Below are 24,581 nucleotides of genomic sequence, written 5' to 3' on the forward strand. Positions count from 1 at the left end.
GAAGGCTTTTGGGAATGTATACTGATGACCTGACGTATCATACGACGGCAACCAATAATGGTTTTCCTGAGATTTTTAACAATACGCTGATTGATTCCAGTATTCCTGTGAACTCTTTCTGGACGGCTGCGTATCAGAAGATTTATTATGCGAACAGTATTTTGGAAGGTGTTGAGAATTCAGCCGCAATTGCTGAGAAGGATAAGGTTCGGATTAAAGCTGAAGCTTTAACCATCCGTTCTTTGTTGTTTTTCTATCTGCAGCAGATATATGGTGATATTCCGTATCCTGTAACGACCAATTATTCGGTCAATCAGACGATTTCTAAGACGGCTTCTGATGAGGTGCTGGATCGTCTGGAGATGGATCTGTCGGAGGCTGTGTTAGTGCTTAATGATTCCTATAGGAATGCTGAACGAATTTTTGTCAACAAGAAAACTGCTGAGATGATTCTTGCCAAAGTGTATATGCAGCGTAAAAAATATATGCATGCAGAGGTTTTGCTGAAGGATATTCTCCAAAGTCCGCTGTATACTTTTCAGAACGATATTACGAAGGTTTTTCAAAAGTCAGGAACACATATTCTTTGGCAGTTAAAGCCTAAGAATTCAGGGGATGCCACGAAGGAGGCATCGATCTATTATTTTGTGAATGCTGCACCGACTGCTTTTTCACTGACTTCTTCCTTGGTTGGAAGTTTTCCGACGGGAGACCTGAGAAAACAGAACTGGATGTCTGCTGTGACGGTTGGTGGGAATACCTGGTATAGGGCTGAAAAATATAAGCTCCGTTCTGCCAATACTTTGGAGTATTCTGTTGTGTTCAGGTTGGAGGAAGTGTATCTTCTTCTTGCTGAATCTTTGGCTCAGCAGAACAATGTGGCTGATGCTATACCTTTTGTGAATAAAACAAGACAAAGGGCGGGACTTCCGACATTGAGTTCCGGAATCGGGAAGGATTTGCTTTTAACGGAGATTCTGAATGAGAACAGGAGGGAATTTTTTACGGAGATGGGGCACCGTTTTCTGGATTTGAAAAGGAATGATCGTTTAAATGTGCTAACGGCTACCAAGCCGAACTGGAAAGAGTTTCATAGAGTATGGCCGGTTCCGCAAAAGGAACTGTTGCTTAATTCAAATCTTAATCCTCAAAATACCGGATACTAATGATGAGTAGACTGATGTTTAAGCGTGCCTTGAGTAAGGTATTGTTGATGATGATATTTTGTACTGTATCCTTCTTTAGTGCACAGGATATGTCGGATGAGGGACTCAAGAAATGGGTAGCGCAGTTTTCTTCTTTAAATCTGCTGACGGTCAATGAGGATGTTTCTTACGCTGCGGTTACAAAATCGTATATGGGAAGTGTTGATACAGTGCTTGTTTTTTCTCATAATAAGGTAAAAGCAATAGATACTCTTGTAGGATATAATTTATCACGGAATTTTTTAGGCAAGAATTATTTATTTGCTCATGGTGTTGGCAAAGCGGTTTTTGTCAATCTGAAAACCGGGAAAAGATTTGAATATAATACGGCTGTTAATGGCGGTATTATTAAAGATTTAAAACAGTTTTACATCTTGGATAGTCAAAGGAAGATGCAGGTTTTTCATCCTGATGGGCGTCTCTTGTATGATATTGACAATGTTGATAAACTGGTGGGAGATGATGGGAAGATTGTGTTTTCAGTTAAATCGGAGAAAGGTAGTTCTGCTTTAATGAGATGGGATGGTAAGAAGGCTGTGGCTTTGTATGAGACAGATAATTCTATTGAGAAGATTGAATTAATGCCTTCTGGGAAGTTTTTGAGTATTCGTGAAATTGGACAAGGGACTTCCTTGAGATCGATGAAGATTTTGGATTGTCAGAGCGGAAGATTAATTGCACCTGCAGCGTTGCAGAATCTTCCTGAGAAAACCGTGAAGGTCACTGAAGTTCAGAATGGAGAATCTTTTTTGATTAGTGCTGAAACACATATTCCGGTTCCGGCAACTCCAATGGTTGAAATTTGGTACGGAACGGACAGGGAGCTTCGGTTTACAAAAAATGGTAAGGTTAAATATCGGTTCTGGCATCTTATGAATGATTCTGGAACTGTTGATGAGCTTCCCACGGATAGATTTGAAATCTTTACTTCACTGAATAACAGCCGATACTTGTGGGCATTCAGTAACAAAGAAGTTTTTGATTATGTGAATGTTAATCCGAAGTATGATATGTTCTTGTATGATACTCAATTGACAAAATATTCGCTCATATTTCCGAAGTCCTCTGAAATATTTGGTTCAGCGGATGGGAGGTATGCGGTATCTTTTGACAGAAAAGAGAAAATATGGAAATTGTTTGATCTTCACAGTCAGAAGATGACTGATGTTAAAGGTTCAGATTTAAGAAATCCTGTTTATAGTTTGGATGGCAAGAAACTGTTTTTTAGCGGAAAGACAGATTTGTATTCTTATGACCTGAAAACGGGTGTTTTGAGTGGTATGGATATTACAAAGGAGTCGGAGGTTGTTTTGATGGATAAGAAGGTAATTATGGGATTTACTCTTTTGGAGACGAAGTTCAATACAGTTACGGTAGACACGGGTAAACCTTTGCGTTTGCAGTTATACAATACGCTTAAAGGTGCAACATCAGTGTTGGAGTTGAATGGAAATAAGAGATTGGTTCTTATTCCTGAAACTGATAGGAAGATCAAGAAAATTGCTTTTGGGCAGAGTAGTGGTAAAAAGACTGGTTTTACCATAGAGGAGAATTTTAATCTGCCTGACGGGTTGTATTCAGTTTCAAATAGTGGCAGTAAAAAGAAGTTGCTTTATCAGACCAATATAGAGGATGTTAAGGTGGATAAGATGAAAGTGGAAGTGGTTCACTTTAATAATTCTTTGGGGGTACCGTTAAAAGGAATATTGACTTATCCTGTGGATTATGATCCTAACAAAAAATATCCGATGGTTGTAAAGGTTTATCAGCAGCAATCCAGTGCTGCTTCAACTTATCTAAACGGTGATGTAGCACAGGATGGAATCAGCAAAAGGATTTTGGTTGAACATGGTTATTTTGTATTTCAGCCGGATATTGTGTTCGATCAGAGGGGAACGGGTATTTCTGCTTTGGATTGTGTGAATAAAGCCTTGGATGCAATTCAGGATCATACCACTATTGATTTTTCTAAAGTAGGATTGACGGGGCATTCGATGGGAGGTTATGAGACCGACTTTATCGCTACACAATCCAAGCGCTTTGCCGCTTTTGTTTCAGGAGCTTCTGTTGCCAATACAGTTCAAAGCTATTTTTCTTACAACAGATTGTTTGAAGTTCCTGATTATGCGAGGTTTGAAGATGGGCAATTTGAGATGAATGTTTCTTATGCCGAAAATCCAAAGCTTTATGATGATAATAATCCGATAAATTTTGTACAAAATGTAAATGCACCAATTCTTCTTTGGACCGGTAGAAAAGACACGAATGTGGTTCCTGAACAGACCGAATCTTTTTACGTTGGTTTGTTGCGGAACAGGAAACCTGTTATTGCATTACACTACAAGGATCAGTCACACAGCTTGGGAATTATGACCCCTGAAACTTTTGATCTGAATCGAAGGGTTTTGGAATGGTGGGATTATTTTTTGAAGGGAAAGGAGGATGTTGATTGGATTAAAAAGGAGATCTTGATAAAGTGAAAATTAATTATAAAATTATTTGTAACGGACGCAATTCAGGCGTCCGTTATCTTTGGTTATACGAATAGCTTAAAGTTTGTTTTAGTATATATTAATTGCATATTGTTTTACTGTGAAAGGACTGTTTATATTTTCTATCTTTGTTAAGTGTTTTTTAGGTATACAATCAAATATATTACATTTTAATGGCTGATATCAATTCGTTAGATGAGCAGTTGAGGCTCCAATCCCTTCGATCTTACAATATCCTAGATACAGCTGAAGAAAGGAATTTTGATGACATAACCGAGTTGGCAGCGTCTATCTGTAATACGCCTATTGCTTTAATTAGTTTTGTTGATGGAGACAGACAATGGTTTAAGTCTCATTATGGGCTTGATACTAGACAGACGGACCGTTGTCATTCATTTTGTTCGCATGCCATTGAACATCCTGAAATTCTGATGCAGGTTGAAGACGCATTGGAAGATCCTCGTTTCAGGGATAATGTACTGGTCACCGGAAGTCCTTATATTCGTTTCTATGCAGGTATGCCATTAGTCAATGAAAAGGGATATGCATTAGGCTCTATTTGTGTTATAGATCATCAACCGAGAAAACTAAACGATGCACAACAAAAAGCGCTTCGAACATTAGCCCGTCAGGTTATTGATAAATTATCTCTTAAAAAAAGGGTGATTGAACTGGAATTGGCTCAAAAGGATAATCTAACTCTGAAAGAAAATAATAGGAAAAGTGAAAGCAGTTTTAAAAACGTAATAGAGCAGTCTCCTGCGGCTATCATCCTGTTTCGTGGCCCAGAGTTACTTATTGATACTGCCAATGCTCCTATGCTTGAGCTTCTTGATAAAAGTGATGACATTATTGGCCTGCCGCTGCTAACTGTAATTCCGGAACTGGAAGGACAGCCCGCCTACGATCTTTTATATGATATTTACCGCTCTGGAAAACCTGTATACGGAAATGAAACGCCTGTAAAACTCAAGCGTAACGGTCATACCGAAACCGCCTACTTTAATTTTACTTACACGCCTTTGTACGAAGACGGTCAGATCGTGGGAGTTATAGATATGGCTGTAGAAGTTACTGATCAGGTCAAGTCCAAGTTAGCTTTACAACGTAGCGAAGCTGAATTAAAAAAAAGAAATCAGGAGCTTATTACTTCAAACGAAGATCTTATCAAAGCCAACACGCTGTTGCGTGAAGCAGAGGATAAATTAAAAAAAAGCAATATAGAACTTTTTCAAAGTAGGGACAGGCTTCAAACTATTCTTGATACGGTTGGGGTGGGAATTGGTATCACAGATGAGAATGGAAGTATTGTCTACACCAATAGACAAAACCGGGAGATTTTCAAAGTGGATGAGCTGAGCATGTTGAACCTAAAAAATTCTTCACCTCAATGGAATAACAGAAGACTTGACGGTACGCCGCTTCCTAATGATGAGCATCCGATAACGGTCGCTATTCAGACGGGTAAACCTGTTGAAAATTATGTTTTTTTAGTTGATAACTTATTGGGAGATTCTATTTATTTAAGGATGAATTCTACTCCGTTGAAAGATCAGAATGGAAAAATTATAGGAGCTATTGGAAGCTTTGCAGATATCACAGAAAGCTATCTTCTTCACCAAGAGGTAATGGATAATGAAGAATATTTGAGCATGGCTATTTCTTCTGCAAATCTAGGTACGTGGCGTATCAATCCAAAAACCAGAGAATTCACAGCATCGGCTCGTTTGAAAGAAATATTCGGCTTTAATGCTGACGAAGAAATGCCATATGATGCAACGATAAATCAGATCGAAGATTCTCATCGTCAAAAAGTTGTTGACGCAATGGATGCAGCTATGAATAAGGGTGAATCTTATGGGTTGGAGTATCCAATTATTTGTTTACCTGACAACAAGTTTCGCTGGATATATGCTACCGGGAAATTGTATCCGAACTCCATAAATCCCGGAATTTCTCATTTTTCAGGAACAATTGCAGATATAACGGAAAGGAAGCTGGATGAACAGCGTAGAAGCGATTTCATAGGAATGGTAAGTCATGAGCTCCGAAGCCCTCTGACTGCTATTCGAGGTTATGCGTACATCCTTGGAAAGAGAGCGGATAAAAATAGTGATCATCTTATGTCGGAGACAGTGTCCAAATTAACAAGACAGACACAGCGTATGGATGCTATGATCAATGGATTTTTAGAAACAGCGAGATTGGGGGAAGGTAAGTTTCAGCTTAATAAGATCCCATTTGATATGGCAGATCTTGTACGGATCGCCAAAGAAGAATCTTTGGCGACGATTACTTCACATAAAGTTATCTTTGCACCTGTTGAGTTTACGCCGGTTGAAGCGGATAAGGACAAGATTGAACAGGTGCTTTTAAACTTTATCAATAACGCTGTTAAATATTCTCAAAATGACACGGTAATTAATATTGCATGTGTGACAGAGAATAATTTAGTTTATGTATCAGTGACTGACCAGGGGATGGGCATTCCTCAAAAAGATCATCCTTATATCTTTGACCGTTTTTACAGAGTTGAAAGTGAAGCAATGAAAAACAAGAAAGGTTTTGGAATCGGTCTTTACATTTGTAAAGAAATAATCGAAAGACATGGGGGACAAATAGGAGTTGCAAGTAAGGAAGGACATGGAAGCACATTTTGGTTTACGTTACCAACTACCTCCTAAAGAAATATAAAAATATCAGTAAAGAATGTAGTTGACCCTTAAAAGTTAAATTACCAAACCTAATTTTGCTTCGGAAGTTAAATTTTTAACTTTTGTAAGTATCTCAGAAAGGTCGAATGGTTTGCTGATAAATGCATTTGGATTGCAGGTTTTTTCCATTTCTAATGCTTTAGCGTGTGCACTCATCATAATTACAGGAATGTCAGATGTACGTACATTATTTTTTATTTGGTTGCAGACATCTGTACCGACTCCATCGGGGAGCATAACATCCAGAATAAAAACATCCGGAACTATTGTCAAATTTCTGCTGTTAAATTCTTTAATGTCAGCAAATGTTGAAACAAGGTAATTTTCAGATTCTAATAATATTTCCAATACTTCTCTGATACCAGCTTCATCTTCTAGGATAAAAACAGTTTTCATAATTTTGAGCCATTACTTCTAGGTTCTATAATAGATGTCGTTTAAGGCCAAATTGTTGGGTATCAAAAATCATGCAAATATTAACATTTCTTAATGTGCTGTCTTACGTAGCTGTGTTTTGCTCTGAAGGCTGACATTTTAAAGTCGCGTGAAATCTAAGAAGATGCTGAAGGTGATATTGATGGTTAAGAAAGTCACCATGGAACTGTCTATCGGTTATAACCCTGTAAAAAACCAATTAAATGCAGTTATAGTAGACAACTCAAAACCTTATAACTCCAAATGAACTGCTTGAAACCTATGCTATTATTATATTTAAAAATTTATCTTTGCATATCATATTACCTTCGGTCTAATATCGCATTTGAGATATGTTGACAGAAAAATGGAAAAATTAATAAAATGAAATTAAAAATAAAAAGACTTTTAACTGTGTATTTTAGATTTATCCTCATGCTGCTTTCATTTTCTTTACCATTTGTATTTAGCAATGCAGCATACGATAATATGATTTCAAAAGGTCTTTATTTCTGGTTTATCTATTTTATTGTAATTTTCCTTTTAATGATTTATTTTCTGGTGAAAACCAATTATTACGAACTGATTAATGCAAAGATTTACGATGAAAAATTACTTTATTACAATTTATTATTTTTTAAAAGGGAAATCACACTAAAGGAAATAAAAGGTTATAAAAATGGAGTGGACGACAGTTCACGTGAATTCATTACAATATTCGATAATCGCAACAGAAAAATTGAACTTTAAAAGAGAGTTTATATTCAAATCTTGCCGAGTTCTTGGAGGCTCTGAATTGTAAACGGATTGGTTTTGAGAACACAGCATTTCAAAGCACGATTTTATGGATTAAATCTTTATTTCGATAATTGCAAATTGTAAGAATGCTTTTTAGAAAGATTGGATACAGATAAAATACAGATTGTCTTATACTGAATGAATGTTTAAATAGAAAAATTGCAATTAGGTCTGCAAATTGATTGTATGGAATACAAGAAAAAATAAGGGAGTTACTTCAGGAAGGCTATAGCTCAAAGGAAATATCTGAGTATCTGAAAAAAACATAAGTTTAAAACTTGCAGCATTAGCTCAGTCACGAATTATATTGCCGAACTGAAAAAAATATATAATGCTAATACAAGGTTCGAACTAACAGTATTACTTATGAAATAGTTTCCGAAGTTTATTTTTTTGATTAACTAAGCCATGATTTAAAAGCAATTAAAAAAAAAATTGTTTTCTAAGTGATCTTAAGAAAAGAATTTCACTGAAAAAAAAAATACTTTTCAGGAACTTTACGCAAATACAAAATAAATAGAGAATCATCGGTTTAAATAACTGGAATCTTTATTCTTTGGCATCTGTATTCATAATTAATACACTCTTCTCTTTAAGTCTTTTCTGCAGCCAGTTTTTGAGTTGTATTTGATCGATCTTATCACCTGTATACAATAGGGTAAACTGTAGTCTCGCGCTGTCAGTAGCTGGGTAGAGTTCAGTTTTTCCATAGGTGACGTTTTGCATTGATGGATACAGGATTTTAATTTCCTGAAGCAGAGTGGAGTCGGCAATTTTATAACTATTAAGCTCTTGTCTGAGTTGTGCAATAGTCAGGTCTTTCTCGGAAATACTTCGGTCTGTTTTACTGATTTCACTTAGAATTTCAGATTTAATATCGGTTCCGTCTTGTCTAACATTAAGTTTCGTATCGTATAGTCCGTAATCTGCAAGTATTTTATTATAGGATAAAATTTCATCTGCGGTGATCTTTTCGTTGAGAAAGGCAATATCAATAATTTTAGGTGAGGCGTTATAATTAATTTTTTTATAAATAACGGTAAATCCTTTATTTTCAAATTCCTTATGTACAAATTCCTCTGCGGTCTTTGTAAATGTTTTTTCATTAAAAAGATTGTAAGCTAAATAAAAGCTTGGAATGATCATCACTAAAATCAATACTGAAATACCATACTTAATTCTTTTCTCATATTTGTTGTCAATAATAGATGAAGGATATTGAAGGAATTTAACAACAAAAAAAGTAGCAATGCAGATAAAAAAACAATTAATACTGTATAGGTAAAATGCTCCGAAAAAATAGGAAAAATTGAATGTTGCCAATCCAAAACCGGCAGTACACAATGGTGGCATTAATGCAGTCGCTATCGCCACACCCGGAATGGGATTTCCTTTTTCGACTCTGGTAATTGCTATAACTCCCACTAAGCCGCCAAAAAAAGCTATTAGGACATCGTAGATGTTAGGAGCTGTCCTTGCAAGCAACTCTGACTGTACATCTTTGAAAGGGCTTACATAAAAGTAGATGGCAGAAACCGTCAAGCTTACAAATGTTGCGATCAGTAAATTTTTAAATGATTTTTTCAGCAACGGAAAATTGTAGGTGCCCAAAGCAAAACCTGCTCCTACGATGGGTCCCATTAATGGTGATATCAACATGGCTCCGATGATTACCGCAGTTGAGTTTACATTTAATCCGACAGATGCGATAATAATGGCACAGGCAAGAATCCAAAGATTGGATCCACGGAAAGAAATGTTGGCAGTTACGTTTTCAAGTACTTTGTCTTTTCTTTCTTCACCATTATGAAGATTGATGAAATTAAAAATATTATTGATCATTTGTGTCTGTATTATTTATTTGAGAATTTCTGCTTAAAATTATGTATCCTATAATTCCACCTATAAGGGATGCTGCGAAAATACCAATTTTAGCCTGAGTCTGATACTCTTCATGAGAAAATGCGAGCGAGGTGATAAAAAGTGACATGGTAAATCCAATTGATGCCAGAAAGCCTAGCCCGAGAAGATTTTTAAAGGTCATTCCTTCAGGTACTGTTGCTATTTTAAGTTTTATAAATAAGTAGCTGAATCCAACTACTCCTAATACTTTTCCTGCTACGAGTCCGAGAGCAGTACCTAAGGCGATATTATTGTTGAACAGACTTTCAAAATCAATACTTAACGATACTCCTGCATTGGCTATTGCAAAAATTGGAATAATGAGAAATGATACTGCGGGATGCATGGCATGCTCAAGTCTTTGCAAGGGTGGAGTAGCTTCCAGTGTGGCCTCATTCATTTTTTCTAAGACATGAAGCTGTTCATTTGTTAAAGTGGGAGTATTTTCGGTAGGGTCAATATTTTTAAACCTTTGCAGATATACAGTGATTTTTGCGATAAAGATATTTTCTTTTATTTTAACATCTGCAGGAATAGTGAAGGCAGCAAGAACCGCAGCGATCGTTGCGTGAACTCCTGATAAAAGAAAAGTTGTCCAAACTCCGCAAATTCCTAAAACCGCATAAAATAATATAGAGCGGACTCCCAGACGGTTTCCTAAATACATGATTGCTAGAATCAATAAACCCACAATCAGGTAAAGCATATTGATGTCTGAAGTGTAGAAGAATGCAATAACCAGTACAGCACCCAAATCATCCACAATGGCAAGAGCAGTCAAAAATACTTTTAAAGCGAGAGGAATTCTGTTACCTAATAAATACAAAACTCCTAAAGCAAATGCTATATCTGTTGCCATGGGTATTCCCCATCCTTTATGAGGTTCACCGGACGGATTGCACAGCAAATAAATCAGTGCAGGCATAACCATTCCTCCAACGGCTGCGACAATCGGAAGAAGCGCTTTTCGGAAATCAGATAGTTCGCCGCCAATAATTTCTCTTTTAAGTTCAAGACCTACTACAAAAAAAAAGATGGACATCAAACCATCGTTAATCCAATGGTGAATATTATACTCGAAATAAGTTTCATTGTTCCAGCGGAATCCAAAAGATTGTTCTAAAATTTCATGATAGGAATGAGAAAGCGATGTATTTGCTAAGATTAATGCAATAACAACGCTGATACCAAGTAATAATCCTCCTGACTTTTCCTGTTGTATGAAACGTTGCATAGGTTGAACGATTTTGTCAATAGGTTTTTTAGCGTAGTTATTGTCCATAGAAAATTATTTGACTGCAAATTTAAGAAATCTAAGTAAGAGTGAAGTTTTACTGTGGTTTAAGTGAAAAGTAAATTTTTGTTCTTGTTCTTTAAGTCAAAATCTTCTTTTTTTAAAAAATAAATTTTTATTATTACATCATATCTTAGACAGGGCATATCCTGATGTTGATATGGAATATGTGACAATTAGAGGCGAATTTACTCCTGAACTTGTTGAAAAGCTAAGCAATGATTGGAATATTCCTAAAAATTTCATGTTTATCAGCAGTCCTGGTGAGAAATTCAGTTATCGTGTTGATGAATTAGGTGAACTAAGGTTGATACTCTGATTTAAATAGAGAATGCTTAAGATGTTAAATTATGATTGCATTCAATAATTAAATTTTATCTTTAAAGTAAAAAGTTTAATGTGAAGATGATGCTACAAAAAGCAGCAATCTTTATTGATAAACTCAACTCAAAAAAACATAATCTGGCTGATTTGATTAAGAAATTTAAATACGATCTAATATGGATATAAGACGAATCGAGAAAATTTTGTTAGGTACATTTCTGATGACCATTGTTTTATTTATAATGGAAATTAATTTCTATAGTGTAGGAGATTATACTACGAGCAAATTAAACGAAATATTATTTTGGTCATTTATACGAGGTCTTGTAATTTCTGCTGGTGTGAATATCGGAAACCAATATTTTTCCAAATTAAAGGATAAGTAGTGAATTAGTTTCAAATTTTTTCGATTTACAAGTAATCACATAAAGATTTTTTTCTGATGAGATTAAACAAATAATAAGAAGGACGCCAACGGCGTCCTTCAAAGATTAAATTAGGGCTGAATCTCATAAAGAAGTTCGCCACACATTGTTTCAGAACCTACAGCTCTTAATTGAACAGAAGGATCGGCACTCCAGGTACAGACTTTACCGGAGGCAACATTACTACAGTCTTGGTCTGCATTGATACATTCAAACTGGCCTTCACCGTGGTTGACAAGACGGTATCCGGCTTCAATGGCTTGTTTGCTTTCTTTAACCATTTTGGTAGCAAACGCTGAACCTGTGCCCATTAATACTAGGACTACAGGAAAAATTAACTTTTTCATAATAAAAAGGATTTGAATTGGTGCCTACTCTAGGTAAAGGTTTTCGGCTTCCCCTTATTTTAAATGCTGTAATAAAGGCTTTGTTAATTGGTACTGGATAAAATTATTCCCGGCGATGGCGTACAAAAACTGATCGGTTACTATTATATCACTGACTTTATTTTCTCCGCGGTTTTCCAGGTAAAGACTTCCTATGTACAGTTTTGAATCTGTTTTATAAACGTCTACCACTTTAGAATTTTTCCATCGTTTTACCGATTCATATCTTCCTTTCAAAAAGGATTGATTAAAAAGAAGTTTGCGGTATACTGTAGAAAATCCGTTTACTTTTAAAGGATGCTTTTCCATTTTATACTTCCCATCCGGGAGTTTTACCGATTTTACTTGTGCTACGCTTATGGTATTGACCAATAATAAAAAAGAGGAAATATCTCATAATTTTCCTGTAAGTCGGGAACAATTTTTTACAGCAAAAGAAGCTGTAAATCTTTTGGAAGGACGAAGTGTGAAAATTGAGTTTGTCAATCCTAAGAACAATCAAACAGAACCGGCGTTTGTTCAATTTAATTTTAATGAGCCCAAAACGGATAAAGGTAATTACTATTTCCAAAATTTCTATAAAAATTACGGAGTGGATACAGCTAAGATTGTTGAAAAATCTAATCTGTTATTTGATAATCCGGAATGGAAAGAAAACAGTATAAAGTCTCTGGAAAAAGGAAATATTGTTAAGGTGAAGTATAAAGAAAACGATCAGGTCATAGAGGCAGAAGCTGTTCTGGATCCACAGAATAGAAATCTTAAACTTTATGACAACGAGATGAACCGGATAAATACCAATAAACCTTTAGAAGGCTTGGAACAAGATAACAGTCACGATAAAGCCAATATTCGGGAGCAGAGCATTAAACGATAAACATCTATCTTACCTATAATACTACAGGAAGCGGTAAGTCATCAAAAGATTTACCGCTTTTTTAAATCCAATTGATATGAAAATTCAACTATTACTTCCAATTTTTATACTTCTTTTCGCATTAAACTCTTGTCGGAAAAATATCAAATCAGAGAAAGGAGGAATTGATCTAATCTCGAATGTCTATTTCGATGCTTCCAAGGGTTTGGATCAGATGCAGAGTTTTCATCTATCAAAGCTGAACTATTCGCAAAATCAATTTATCGAATTAGTACCCGATCATACATTTTCAGAGGTCAGCAAGCAAATATATTTCATCGAGGATTCAATATGTTACCCAATCGGGTCATTGGGAAGCAATATCATATTCAAAGATATTTCCAAAAGGCAAACTTCTCAATCGGTTTGGGAAAAGAAGGAAGGTGCTGTCTTTTCAAAAGATTGGATTCCCAATTACAGAAACCGAAAAAATCTTTCCGATACAATTTTATTCAATAAAAAATATAAACGTTTTGAGATTAATTCTCCGTGGAATTATACCAGATTCTATATTTATCCAACAGATACAATTTTGCCGTATTCATTTTACAGACACGCTGAAAAAGACTATCACGGGAGACTGGAGCGAATTGATTCTTATAACAAAAAGACAGACATTTTCGTAACACTTCAGCTATTGCCAAGAAAAAGTTGGGATGATGAAGCAAAAGAATTTTTTGAATTTAATCACTTCGTAAACAACAGAAAAAATAATTGATGGAAGGAGTAGATTCTTTAAAAGTTATAGATGGTATTTCTATTATCAATGGAACTAAAAATGAGTTGGTTGTTTTTGGAAAACAAACCGATATGCTTTCATTTCTGGAACTTTTAAAATTAAATAATCAAGTCAACAACAGAAGTCTTGTTACACTTAATTCTGCCAGTAATACAACAGAATTTCTGAATCGATATCAAAATTTTGATGGGAAAATATTTCTTTGTCTGGAAGGAGATAGGATAGGAGATGCGGCAACTCTTAAAATTCAAATGGAATTCAAAGGAAAGAATATCAAGGATATCCGCAAGATGTATGAGATTTCAAATGATGGCAATAAAGACTTGAATGAATATCTCAAAAACAAATTGAATCATCAGGATAAAAATATTAATTTAGTTGAATCAAAAAAATCAGAAAATGCAAACCTTAATGTTAGATCAGAAAGAATATCCAACACTCAGCACTTGGGAACCGAAATTCCTAGACGAGATTCTGGTAGAACTTTGCAAAAAAGCCCATCCAAGCAAAACGGAGATTACTCAGGAAGACAAAATGTGGACAGCAAAAATGCTGGAAATGGATTTAAAGGCACAGAGTGGAGCAATTCAGGAAACGGAGGAGGAAAATCCATTGACGGAACACAACCGCAAAATGCTGAGCAAAATGAAGACAAACAAAAACGTTTGGGCAGAATCGTACCCGGGAGAACTGTATCCGACGGAGACGGACGAGAGGTAGACAACTCTAAAAATATCGAGGGATTAGAGTTTCTCATTTCAAAATATAAAGGTCAAAAACTGACCAATGACCAAGTTGCAGAAGTGGTTTCTGCAGCTTGTTTTATTTCTAAAGATAATAAAGTCGTTATCTATCCGAATGTTGATGTGTCAGATGAATTAAAAAACATTTGTAATCAATATAAAAGCGGTGGTACAGCAAAAGAAGGTCGAGGAATTTTAGATGAGTACTACACGGATTCTAAGATTGTTGATACTATTCGCAACCTAATCAAAGACCATTTTAAAAATCAAAAAGAAATTTCAGTTTTAGAACCTAGTGTTGGAACTGGAAATTTTCTGTATGCTGTGAAAGACCTTGGCTTAAAAATCAATATTTCTGCTTTTGAGATTAATGAAGCAACTGCTAAAATTTCTAAAATCCTTCATCCTGAAGCCGATGTCAACCTACGTTCCTTTGAAACTGAATTTATTGACGAAAAAGGTTTTAAGCGAGAATCGAAAGAATTCTCTGAAAAGTATGATTTGGTAATTGGAAATCCACCTTATGGAGAACATCGTGGTTTGTACAAAGGGCTGGGAGAGGAACCCAAAATAAGCAAATATGAAGATTATTTTGTCAAGCGCTCTTTGGACTCTTTAAAACCGAATGGAGTTTTGGCAATGGTGCTTCCTTCAGGTTGGCTTAATCGACAAAAGAAACTAGAAAATGCAGAAATTTCCAATGCTTATCGTTTACCAACCGGTTCTTTCGCAGGAACGCAGATTGGAACCGATATCATCATTCTGAGAAAAGCTTCACAAAAAATCACACAGGATGTTTCTAATTATTTCGAAAGAAATCCTGAAAATATTCTGGGGGAAATTCGAGAGAAAAGTAATCGTTTTGGGCGAATGGAAAATTATGTCCACGGTAGTCTGGATGAAGCATTAGCAAGAATAGAACAACTCAGAACTAAGAAGCAAAACGAGCGTATTGGTAATTTGTTTGAAGATTTATTCTTCGAGAATACGCAAGCGGAAGTAAAAGAGAAAATTTCCGTTAGAAAAGACATTTCAGTTGAAATTCAAAATGAAAATTACCTTTCCGAAGCTAAAGAAAAAATAGATGATGTTCTTTCAACATTTCAAGAAATCAAATTTAAGTCTCCTGCTGTTGTAAAAGAAATTGAGAAATATACCGAGCTAAAAGACCAAATCGATAAAGATGTAAAATCCTTTTCTGCAGAAAGGCTCAAGGAGATTTGTGATAAATCTGAAAAGCTCATCCAATCCCAGAAGAAACTTGATTCTGAGTACAGGATTCAAACAAAACCTGAGATAAAAAAAGGTGTTTTAAAATATCTTTTTTCAAAGTCAGACACAATTGTAAATACGTCATTACAAAACAGCTCAGATATTTCAGCAGAGCAAATCGCTGCTTTTCGTGATACAGATTACGACGGGACGTTGAATAATAGAGGAGAGCACTACAAGTTTGCCAATTTTATTGATGGGAAATGGGTGCACGATTTTTATTATGCTGAAGGAAATATCTATTCCAAGCTTGAACAGTTGGAAAAAGACTTTGTAGATAAATATGCCATCGGCGGAACTGAAAACCAATATGAGAAGCAAAAGGAATTATTGTTAAGTGTTCTGCCAACTCCCAAATCTTTGGAGGAAATTTCTATAAGTCCCAATCACGAATTTGTCCACCAATTTGCATTGGGACAAGTAGAGAAAGAAAAATACAATCAATCTACAAGACAGGTTGAAACAGTAATTGTTGATTACAATTTAGCTGAAAAATTCAAGGACTTTGTTGGCAATTTATCCAGCGAAGCTTTCGCTGGTTCTTCAGCCTGGGAGGTTCGAAGTTATGTAGACAATGAAACGGTTACGGGTAGTGATAAAGAAAGAAATGCCTTGGTCCGTGAAAGAAGAAAGGCTGCAGCAAATGACCTATTTGAAAAGTTCATTCGTGAAGAATTATCAGACGATTTAAGAGAGAGTTTTATAAAAGAATTCAACAGAAATTATAATAATATCAACGTTCCGGACTATTCCAAATTTCCTCTATTTTCCAAAATTCATCTCAATTTTAAAGGGAAAGAACTTAGGCTGACCGAAGTACAAAAGGCAGGAATCGGAAGGCTAACGACAAAAGGAGTTGGTCTACTGGCACACGAAGTGGGTTTTGGAAAAACACTTTCCGGAATATTATCAATGCACGAAGCGATGGAGCGTGGAAATTCTAAAAGACCATTGATTGTAGTACCTAATGACAGTATTTTAAAACAGTGGGTCGAAACAATATTTGAAACAATTCCGAATGCGAAAGTAAATGTCTTGGGAAATCTTGGAAAAGATTATGACCTTTCCCGATTTGATAACAGAGATGGAGAAATCACAATTGTTACTTATGAAGGTTTTAATAATATCGGTTTCTCCGAAAATATTACTCAAGATTTAGCTTCCAAGTTTTCTTACATTTCAGAGAGTGAATTGCGTAGTGTTAATTCAATTAGCGAAAGAGATTTTCAGAAAGAATTAGAAAAAGAAAAAGAGCTGCAGGGAAAAATGAAACGTGGCAAAATCTATGACTGGGAAGATTTTGGTTTTGATCATTTGACTTTTGATGAAGTTCATAATGCCAATCACATTGTTGGAAAGGTAAGAATTGAGGATCGAAGATTTGCCTCTGATTTTAGAAGTCAAAATCAGCAGACTTCAAGATTGGGAATTAATACATGGATGGCATCTCAATATATTCAGGATAAATATGATGGTAGAAATGTTACGCTTCTTTCAGCAACTCCTTTTACCAATAAACCTTTGGAGTATTATTCGATATTGTCATTGATTGCGAATAAGCGTCTTGAAGAATCCGGATATTTTAATGTCAATACTTTTTTTGAAACCTTTATGGAGGCGGATAATGATATGGAAATTGATGCGAAAGGAGATGTAAAGTTTAAAGCCAATGTACGTAGGTTTAAAAATAATTCGTTGTTTCAACAGCTCCTATCTGAGTTTATTGATATAAAAGGCGAAGAAGATAATCCTGAATTAATTCGTCCAACCAAGATTAATAAAGAATATAAAATTGAGCAGAATGATCTAACGCAACAACAATATGATTTGCTAACAGAGAATTTCGACGATTCTCAAAAGGGAGCAATTCTTACACATATTCTTAATGCTCGACTTATTGCTATTTCTCCTTATCTGTCTCCTTACTATGACGGGGAATTTCCTTCAATAAAAGAATTTATTGAGAATTCCCCTAAGTTGATAGAGACAATGAATCTGATACAGCAGAATAAAAGAGATATGCCTGATTCCGGTCAGATTTTATATTCAGAATTGGCTGTTGCAGAATTTCCGAAAATAAAAGATTATCTCATTACGGAAGTTGGTTTTAAACCTGAAGAAATTGGTGTCATTACTGGAGCAACGAGTAAACCAAATAGGCTGAAAATTCAAGATGATTTCAATTCGGGAAAAGTCAAAATTATTCTCGGAAGCGAGGCGATTCAGGAAGGAATGAATCTTCAGCAAAACACCACGGATTTGTATATGCTTTCTCTTCCCTACAATTTTACAACCTTACGACAGGTTGAAGGTCGTGCCTGGAGACAGGGAAATAAGTACGAAAATGTGAGGGTCAATTTTATGCTTACTAATGACAGCATCGATGTGTTTATGCTTCAGAAGCTTCAATCAAAACAAGCAAGATATTTGGAAGCAATGAAAAAGGGAGCGAATGTTTTGGATATTTCGGATATAAGTACGCAGGAACTCAAAACATCAATTATAACAAATCCGGAAACAAGAGCTAATATTGAAATTGAATTGCTAAAAAGAAAGATTGAAAGTGAGAAAAATAAGCATCTGGCTGATAATGCGTTTGTTTTAAGGAAGTATGAAGATTTCTTAAAAGTGAGGGAATTGGTAACTAAAGCTGAACATTCTTATAATAGGATTTTAGGATACTCAGAAAATGGCGATATAAATTCGGATTACTGGAAAAACCAATTACCATCGTATCAGAAAACAATTGATATGCATAAAGCTCAATTAGAAGAAACTATTCAAAACTTGGCTGAAAAAGGAGTGAATGTTAAAGAAATAGAAATTCAAACTAAAACCACTGATGAGAGAATAGGTGAGTTGGATAAAAAATTAGATGAGCTTCCTTTTATTAGACAGGACTTGATTGCTCAATATAAAAAGGAAAAGGATGAAAGGTTAAGAGCTGATTTATTGCTGGATTTTATAAGTGACAGAGCTATAGAAAACAAGGCACTTTTTTATCCTCAAACTGAACACGAAGTTTTTAACAAAGAAAATTCTTCACTATCACAAGAAAGAGAATTTAGTAGTGAGGTATCAGTTTATTCAGGAATGAAAAGATAAGGTGATTTTTATTACACAAGTTTCATTTTGCTTTAAGGTACCTATTCAACTTTTACAGTTTTAAATTCTGGTCGGTTTTATGCAATTGCATTGATTTTTTTAATTAAAGCTTATTCTCGTCTTTTTAAGTACATTTTCGTTGTACATAAAATCAAATTACATTATATTTGTTAAAAATGAGTAAAATGTACTAATGATAATAGGATATGCAAGAGTCAGCAAGTTTGAACAAAATTTAGATTTACAAACAGATGCTTTAAAAAAAGTTGGAATTGAAAAAATTTATGTTGACAAAGTTAGTGGAGTAAAATCAGAAAAGCCGCAACTTAATGATTTATTGAAATATATTAGGAAGGGAGATACTTTAACGGTCTGGAGATTAGACAGGATTGGAAGAACAACAGTTGGATTAATTCAATTCGTAACAGAATTGAACGAGAAAGGAATACACTTTCGATCTATCTCTGAGAATATAGATACCAGCTCTGCTAGTGGAAAATTAATCTTCCAGATTTTTTGCGTTTTGGCTGAGCATGAAAGAAACGTTTTGATAGAGCGAACAAATGCTGGATTGAAAGCAGCTAGAGCAAGAGGGAAAAATGGAGGTAGACCAAAAGGAATGACAGAAAAATATAAAAAAATTGCTCCTTTAGTGAAGACTTCCTATGAAAGTAAAAATCTTCCTATTGAAGAAATTATGAAAGTTTTCAAAATTGGAAGCAAAACAACATTTTATAAAATAGTTAAATCTTAAGTTGATAGCTATTTAATCAGATTTCAAATATTTATTGTTATTTTGTATATTATATACTTATGGCTGCAGCAGAACAAATAAAGAGTTTAATTAAATCATACGGGGTTGGTGACGATAGCAGGTTTTATGCTACCGCAATGCAAATTGCTGCCGCTGAAGCTAAAAAAGGGCATGTCACTTTAGCTGATGAGATAAAGAAGCTTATTGATAATGCAAAGTCAAGCAAATCAAAATTTGCAGGTGTTATAAGACCACTTCATGATAGCGTTGGTCAAAAGGAACTAAGCGAATTATTAGAACTTATTCAACCAGAGTTTAAGCTTAATAATATGATTTTATCTTCTAAAATCAACAAGTCACTCAGACGAATATTAGATGAGCAATCCAAAATTGAACTTTTAAAACATCATAATCTTCACCCTAGAAAAAAACTATTATTTGCGGGTCCTCCGGGATGTGGTAAGACAATGTCCGCTAGTGCTCTTGCGAACGAGCTAGCTATACCATTATTTGTTATCAGGCTGGATGGTTTGATTAGCAAATATATGGGAGAATCGATTGCTAAGCTTAGACAAATTTTTAATGCAATGAATCAATTCCGTGCTGTCTACCTTTTTGATGAATTCGATAGTGTAGGAACTACCAGAACAAGTCTTAATGAGGTTGGAGAAATTAAGAGGGTTTTAAATAGTTTTCTATTGCAGCTGGAGAAGGATAATTCCAACAGTGTAATCATTGCTGCTACTAATATTCCTGAATTTTTAGATACAGCTCTCTTTAGACGTTTTGATGATATAATCATTTACACATTACCGGAATTACCGGAAATTAAAAAGCTATATGTGAAAAGATTGGATGAACTTAATTTAAGTAATAGTTTTAATTTAGAAAAAATTGCTACAGAGTCAATTGGCCTCAGTTATTCTGAGATTTCTAGAGTTTGTGAAGATCTTGCAAAAGATATTTTGGTGTATGGGATAGATGAAATTTCCGAGGGTCACTTTATTGATTCAATAAAGCATAGAAAGAAACCATTTTAACCTAAAATATGCCTCAATTTTTACGTGATCACATTTTTCTCAAAGAACGTACTGCTCCAATGCCTTATACCTCTATTTCTACGGGGAGAAGTAAAGTAAAACCGCGCCTGAATCTTGACAGAGCAGTTCAAGGGCAAAAAATACAAAATGAATTTAACGAAGCTGTTAATATTTTTAAGGTACTTGCACCTGAAGTTGAGTTCGTTTATCTTGTTTTCAAATCGGCACCAGGATTTCTTTTAGACATCGATAAATTTGAGGATTCAAATTTGAATTACAGACTCGCTTCATACAGGAGAATATCTGGCGAAAACTCAGAAGACGATGTCTACGAAGCAACTGTATGCATGAATCCTAGAGCTATTGGTGGCTTTTTACGAAAAGTGGAACAGTATATTGGTGAAGAAACAGCTAGGGGAAATCCTAAACATCAGAATCTCATTGCTAATCTTGAGTCAATTAAAAGTGCAACATTAAAAAGTTTTTGGCAGGAGCCTGAACTTGCATTTCCGCAATCTGGAGAGAATACATGGTGGGAAATCTGGATATATAGAAATTCTTTAATATCAACTGATGAACAACTAGAAGGAATTTTCGAAATTTTGAGAAATGCTGGAATCCAAATTGGAAGGGGTAGATATCTTTCTTTTCCAGAACATATTGTTTTCTTAGTTTATGGAAATGCAATCCAGTTGGGTAATTCGATTTTATATACTGATTCACTCTCAGAACTACGAAAGCCTAAAGAAACAGCTGATTTTTTTACATGCCTAGATAAACCAGAGCAAAATGATTGGATTCAGAATCTCAATCAGCGCGTAGATAATTATCAGCTGTTAGGCAATGTATCTGTCTGTTTGTTAGATACAGGTGTTAATATTGCTCACCCTCTGTTAGAAAGCTTAATTGATATAGGGAATTTAGATGCAATTGAACCATCATGGTCTAAAAGTGATTCTCATAGACAGGGCCATGGAACGCCTATGGCGGGATTGATTATGTACGGGGATTTGAGTGATGCCATGGATGGATTTAACAGGATTGAGATTTACCATGATCTTGAAAGTATAAAGATTATTGAACCAAGTCAACCGAATAATCCTGAACTATATGGTGCTATAACACAGGAGGCTATTGCTCGAGCAGAATTAATCAATCCACGAAGTAAAAGGATTGTTTGCATGGCAGTAACCAGTGATACATTAGCGCATTTAGGAAGACCTTCATCTTGGTCAGCAGCAATAGATCAAAGAATTTTTGGAGATCCAGATAATCCAAATATTACAACTCTATTTTTTGTATCCTCTGGTAACATTCCGATGGATGATCGGATAAATTTCCCAATAATTAATGATGAATATTCAATTGAGGATCCTGCGCAATCCTTTAATGCAGTTACTGTAGGTGCTTATACTTTGAAGGATGCAATAGATTTTAATCAGTTTCCCGAAGCATTATTGGTTGCTCAAAGGGGAGATATGGCACCATGTAATAAAACATCTATAATGTGGCAACAAGAATGGCCAAGAAAACCTGATATTGTTATGGAGGGTGGAAATCAAGGAATTTTTAGTGAAGGAATAATTGACCCGGATTCGTTGTCTCTTTTATCGACAGCGAAAGGTGGATTAGGACGTTCATGGTTTACAACATTTGGTGATACAAGTGCTGCAACGGCTTTAGCAAGTAAGTTTGCTGCTGAGCTTTATGAATCGTATCCAACATATTGGCCTGAGACTATTAGAGCATTAATTATTCATTCAGCAGATTGGACTGACTCTATGTTGGGCGGACATCAGATCTCGGAGTTATCTATTGATCGTAAACTTGCTCTTTTATCAACTGTGGGATATGGTGTTCCGAATTTTAATAAAGCAAAATTTAGTGCTAACAATTCACTTTCATTAATTATTGAAAGATATCTCAAACCATATAAATTTGAAGATAATAGAGTTAAAACAAATGAATTTCATCTTATAGACTTACCATGGCCTGTTGATGTTCTTCAAGAACTAATGAATACTCCAGTCCAGTTAAAACTAACGTTGTCGTATTTCATCGAGCCTAATCCAGGTAATCGTCAATATGAACTTGCAGCAAGCTACCGTTCGCATGGTTTAAGATTTAAAATGATTGATACAAACGAGAGCGAAGAGGCATTTTCTGCAAGAGTAAGTAAAGCAGCTCGCGATGACAATTATATTCCCGAAGGAAATGAGCATTGGATTCTTGGCTCAAAAGCTCGTGATAAAGGATCTATCCATAAAGATATTTGGAAAGGAACAGCTATAGATCTTTCGACGCGAAATAAAATTGCAATTTATCCTGTAGGTGGTTGGTGGAAAAATAGAAAGCAACTTGCTCGCTATACCAAGCAGATTCGCTATAGCTTAATTGTAACGATTGAAACATCAAATATAGATGTTGATATTTACACTCCAGTTCTTTTACAAGTTCCAATTGAAATTTAATTAATAATCTCAAAAAACGATAGAAACGGATAAATTTAACTACATAAGTATTATAAAACATTTAAAAATCAAATTCAAATGAGATTTAATTTAACAAAGCTTTTATTCGCAGTCAATAATAAATTATCTATTCCCAGTGGGGATTATGTGGAATTGTCACTCGATTCAGATTGTTTATTACTTGTAAAAATGAGTGAAGTAACTTATTTTTTTGATTATAAGATACTTCAATCGGTACTTGATAATAATGGATTTAATAGTTATTATCAGGATGAAACTGAAGAATTAGTAATTGACATTCTTGGTAAAAATATTATCAACGAATTATTTGCTTCATTAGGTAGAAAAATTTATCCCGAAATTAAAGGATAAATCTCAAAAAACGATGAAAAATAATCATGGAACAAGAAGAATTTATACGACAACAAAAAGAATTAAATCGACTTACTTTATTAATTTCCAAAGGAGGAACAATTAAAGATTGTTCTCATCCAATTAAAGGGGAATGTCGTTTACCAATAAAAAATGCTCATAGTTTACAGCGACAAGGTTCCTTAAAATTATTAGAAAAAACTGTTAAGGGAAATTCTTTCATATACTGTCACACTGAAAGGCAGATTAACAAGAAATATAACTTTTTAGATCTTAAGCCAATTGGAAGAAAGGATGCATCTACATTTTATGGTTTTTGTGATTTTCACGATACAGAACTTTTTAAAGAGATCGAAAATGATCCTGAGGCGACTGATATTGATAATAATTTACATTGCTTTTTGCACACTTACAGGTCATTTTCTCATTCTTATCATAGAAAATACGAAGAATATAAACTTTTCACATCATCAGAACCTGAAGTACTTAATTATTTAAATAAGTTTTACGGAAGAGATGTTGATAAAGTAACACAGGGTGTAAAACTTGCTCTTCAAGACTTAGAAATTCCAAAAAAACGCTTAGATGAAATTTTAATAAATAAAAACTATGAAGATTTAGAATATTATTGTTACGAATATCCATATAGATGTCCCGTTTCGTGTGCAGGTGTTTCTACACCAGGGCATTTCAAAAATGGTAATCCATTTAATTTAAGTAATAGCGAAAGTATTTCTTATTCTGATATTTTCACAACTGTTTTACCTTTTGCCGAAAGAACAGTTATTATTTTAGCTGCATTTCCGGATGATTTATTAGCTATGAAATACTTAGAAGAGCTAGATAATATTTCTAATGAACTTGAATTCCAAAAATATTTGTCATTTCATATAATAAATAATCTAGAAAATGTTTATATATCGCCAAAATTTTATGATAGGAAAACCTTTAAATGGAGACAAAGTTATTGTCAACTGATTAATATAATATCGGATAAATATACTCCATATATTAGGTATAATAAAGCTTTTCCTATCAATTATTTCGCATTTACAGAAAAAATAGAATCTTAAAAAGTATTAAGCAAGATTCAGGGAATGGGGTAAGATCTATATAGCTCCATATCGCTAAGCAGTAGCCCATTATTTATAATTAAAATTTAGTCTCAAAAAACGATAATTAGTTGAATATTAATATAATTATCTTTTATGAATT

At 34.7% G+C, this 24,581-nt stretch carries 19 protein-coding genes; 14 read left to right on the forward strand and 5 right to left on the reverse strand.

Features of this window, described 5'->3' with window-relative positions; all coding sequences use genetic code 11:
* From BA768_RS11505 to BA768_RS11515, 3 genes are all read left to right on the forward strand, one after another.
* On the forward strand, window positions 1-1,166 hold a 1,166-nt coding region (locus tag BA768_RS11505), incomplete at its 5' end, for a RagB/SusD family nutrient uptake outer membrane protein (protein ID WP_065720869.1).
* On the forward strand, window positions 1,166-3,685 hold the full coding sequence (locus BA768_RS11510; RefSeq protein ID WP_083206656.1) for a prolyl oligopeptidase family serine peptidase: 2,520 nt from the start codon (window positions 1,166-1,168) through the stop codon (window positions 3,683-3,685). The genes BA768_RS11505 and BA768_RS11510, both read left to right, overlap by 1 nt.
* A 185-nt stretch (window positions 3,686-3,870) precedes the next feature.
* On the forward strand, window positions 3,871-6,381 hold the full coding sequence (locus tag BA768_RS11515) for an ATP-binding protein (protein WP_065720871.1): 2,511 nt from the start codon (window positions 3,871-3,873) through the stop codon (window positions 6,379-6,381).
* Between the two features lie 45 nt (window positions 6,382-6,426).
* Here BA768_RS11515 and BA768_RS11520 read toward each other — a convergent pair whose 3' ends face one another.
* Window positions 6,427-6,807 (reverse strand): response regulator transcription factor, encoded by a 381-nt coding sequence (locus BA768_RS11520; RefSeq protein ID WP_083206657.1) that lies wholly within the window; start codon window positions 6,805-6,807, stop codon window positions 6,427-6,429.
* A gap of 402 nt (window positions 6,808-7,209) precedes the next feature.
* Between BA768_RS11520 and BA768_RS11525 the strand changes: the two genes are divergently transcribed.
* Window positions 7,210-7,575 (forward strand): hypothetical protein, encoded by a 366-nt coding sequence (locus tag BA768_RS11525; RefSeq protein ID WP_065720873.1) that lies wholly within the window; start codon window positions 7,210-7,212, stop codon window positions 7,573-7,575.
* Window positions 7,576-8,172: 597 nt separating this feature from the next.
* On the opposite strand, the gene BA768_RS11530 is transcribed toward BA768_RS11525, so the two are convergent.
* Window positions 8,173-9,465: a DUF389 domain-containing protein gene (locus BA768_RS11530; protein WP_065720874.1), complete on the reverse strand. Its 1,293-nt coding sequence runs from the start codon at window positions 9,463-9,465 to the stop codon at window positions 8,173-8,175.
* Window positions 9,455-10,807: a Na+/H+ antiporter NhaA gene (nhaA, locus tag BA768_RS11535; protein WP_065720875.1), complete on the reverse strand. Its 1,353-nt coding sequence runs from the start codon at window positions 10,805-10,807 to the stop codon at window positions 9,455-9,457. The genes BA768_RS11530 and nhaA overlap by 11 nt, the downstream gene beginning before the upstream one ends.
* Window positions 10,808-10,979: 172 nt before the next feature.
* Between nhaA and BA768_RS21290 the strand changes: the two genes are divergently transcribed.
* Window positions 10,980-11,138 (forward strand): hypothetical protein, encoded by a 159-nt coding sequence (locus BA768_RS21290; RefSeq protein WP_165601788.1) that lies wholly within the window; start codon window positions 10,980-10,982, stop codon window positions 11,136-11,138.
* 181 nt (window positions 11,139-11,319) lie between these two features.
* Window positions 11,320-11,529: a hypothetical protein gene (locus BA768_RS11540; RefSeq protein ID WP_065720876.1), complete on the forward strand. Its 210-nt coding sequence runs from the start codon at window positions 11,320-11,322 to the stop codon at window positions 11,527-11,529.
* A 110-nt stretch (window positions 11,530-11,639) separates the two neighbouring features.
* Here BA768_RS11540 and BA768_RS11545 read toward each other — a convergent pair whose 3' ends face one another.
* Together BA768_RS11545 and BA768_RS11550 are read right to left on the reverse strand one after the other, a co-directional pair.
* Window positions 11,640-11,915 (reverse strand): DUF6520 family protein, encoded by a 276-nt coding sequence (locus BA768_RS11545; protein WP_065720877.1) that lies wholly within the window; start codon window positions 11,913-11,915, stop codon window positions 11,640-11,642.
* 54 nt (window positions 11,916-11,969) lie between these two features.
* Entirely contained in the window at window positions 11,970-12,263 is a 294-nt protein-coding gene (locus BA768_RS11550) for a hypothetical protein (protein WP_123947106.1), read from the reverse strand.
* 49 nt (window positions 12,264-12,312) lie between these two features.
* Between BA768_RS11550 and BA768_RS11555 the strand changes: the two genes are divergently transcribed.
* From BA768_RS11555 to BA768_RS11590, 8 genes are all read left to right on the forward strand, one after another.
* The gene (locus tag BA768_RS11555; protein WP_065720879.1) at window positions 12,313-12,831 is read left to right on the forward strand and encodes a DUF6449 domain-containing protein; all 519 of its coding nucleotides are present in this window, start codon (window positions 12,313-12,315) and stop codon (window positions 12,829-12,831) included.
* 76 nt (window positions 12,832-12,907) lie between these two features.
* The gene (locus BA768_RS11560; RefSeq protein WP_065720880.1) at window positions 12,908-13,588 is read left to right on the forward strand and encodes a hypothetical protein; all 681 of its coding nucleotides are present in this window, start codon (window positions 12,908-12,910) and stop codon (window positions 13,586-13,588) included.
* A complete protein-coding gene (locus BA768_RS11565; protein ID WP_065720881.1) occupies window positions 13,588-18,729 on the forward strand; it encodes an Eco57I restriction-modification methylase domain-containing protein in 5,142 nt (1,713 codons plus the stop codon). Before BA768_RS11560 ends, BA768_RS11565 begins: the two co-directional genes overlap by 1 nt.
* A 193-nt stretch (window positions 18,730-18,922) precedes the next feature.
* Window positions 18,923-19,483, forward strand: coding sequence for a recombinase family protein (locus BA768_RS11570; RefSeq protein ID WP_065720882.1), 561 nt, complete (start codon window positions 18,923-18,925; stop codon window positions 19,481-19,483).
* A gap of 59 nt (window positions 19,484-19,542) precedes the next feature.
* On the forward strand, window positions 19,543-20,523 hold the full coding sequence (locus tag BA768_RS11575) for an AAA family ATPase (RefSeq protein ID WP_065720883.1): 981 nt from the start codon (window positions 19,543-19,545) through the stop codon (window positions 20,521-20,523).
* 8 nt (window positions 20,524-20,531) lie between these two features.
* Window positions 20,532-22,994: a S8 family peptidase gene (locus BA768_RS11580; RefSeq protein ID WP_065720884.1), complete on the forward strand. Its 2,463-nt coding sequence runs from the start codon at window positions 20,532-20,534 to the stop codon at window positions 22,992-22,994.
* A gap of 78 nt (window positions 22,995-23,072) precedes the next feature.
* A complete protein-coding gene (locus tag BA768_RS11585; protein ID WP_065720885.1) occupies window positions 23,073-23,366 on the forward strand; it encodes a hypothetical protein in 294 nt (97 codons plus the stop codon).
* 26 nt (window positions 23,367-23,392) lie between these two features.
* On the forward strand, window positions 23,393-24,439 hold the full coding sequence (locus tag BA768_RS11590; RefSeq protein WP_065720886.1) for a hypothetical protein: 1,047 nt from the start codon (window positions 23,393-23,395) through the stop codon (window positions 24,437-24,439).
* Window positions 24,440-24,581 lie beyond the last annotated feature (142 nt).

The organism is Chryseobacterium sp. CBo1, from assembly GCF_001693475.1.
Lineage (GTDB): Bacteria > Bacteroidota > Bacteroidia > Flavobacteriales > Weeksellaceae > Chryseobacterium > Chryseobacterium formosense.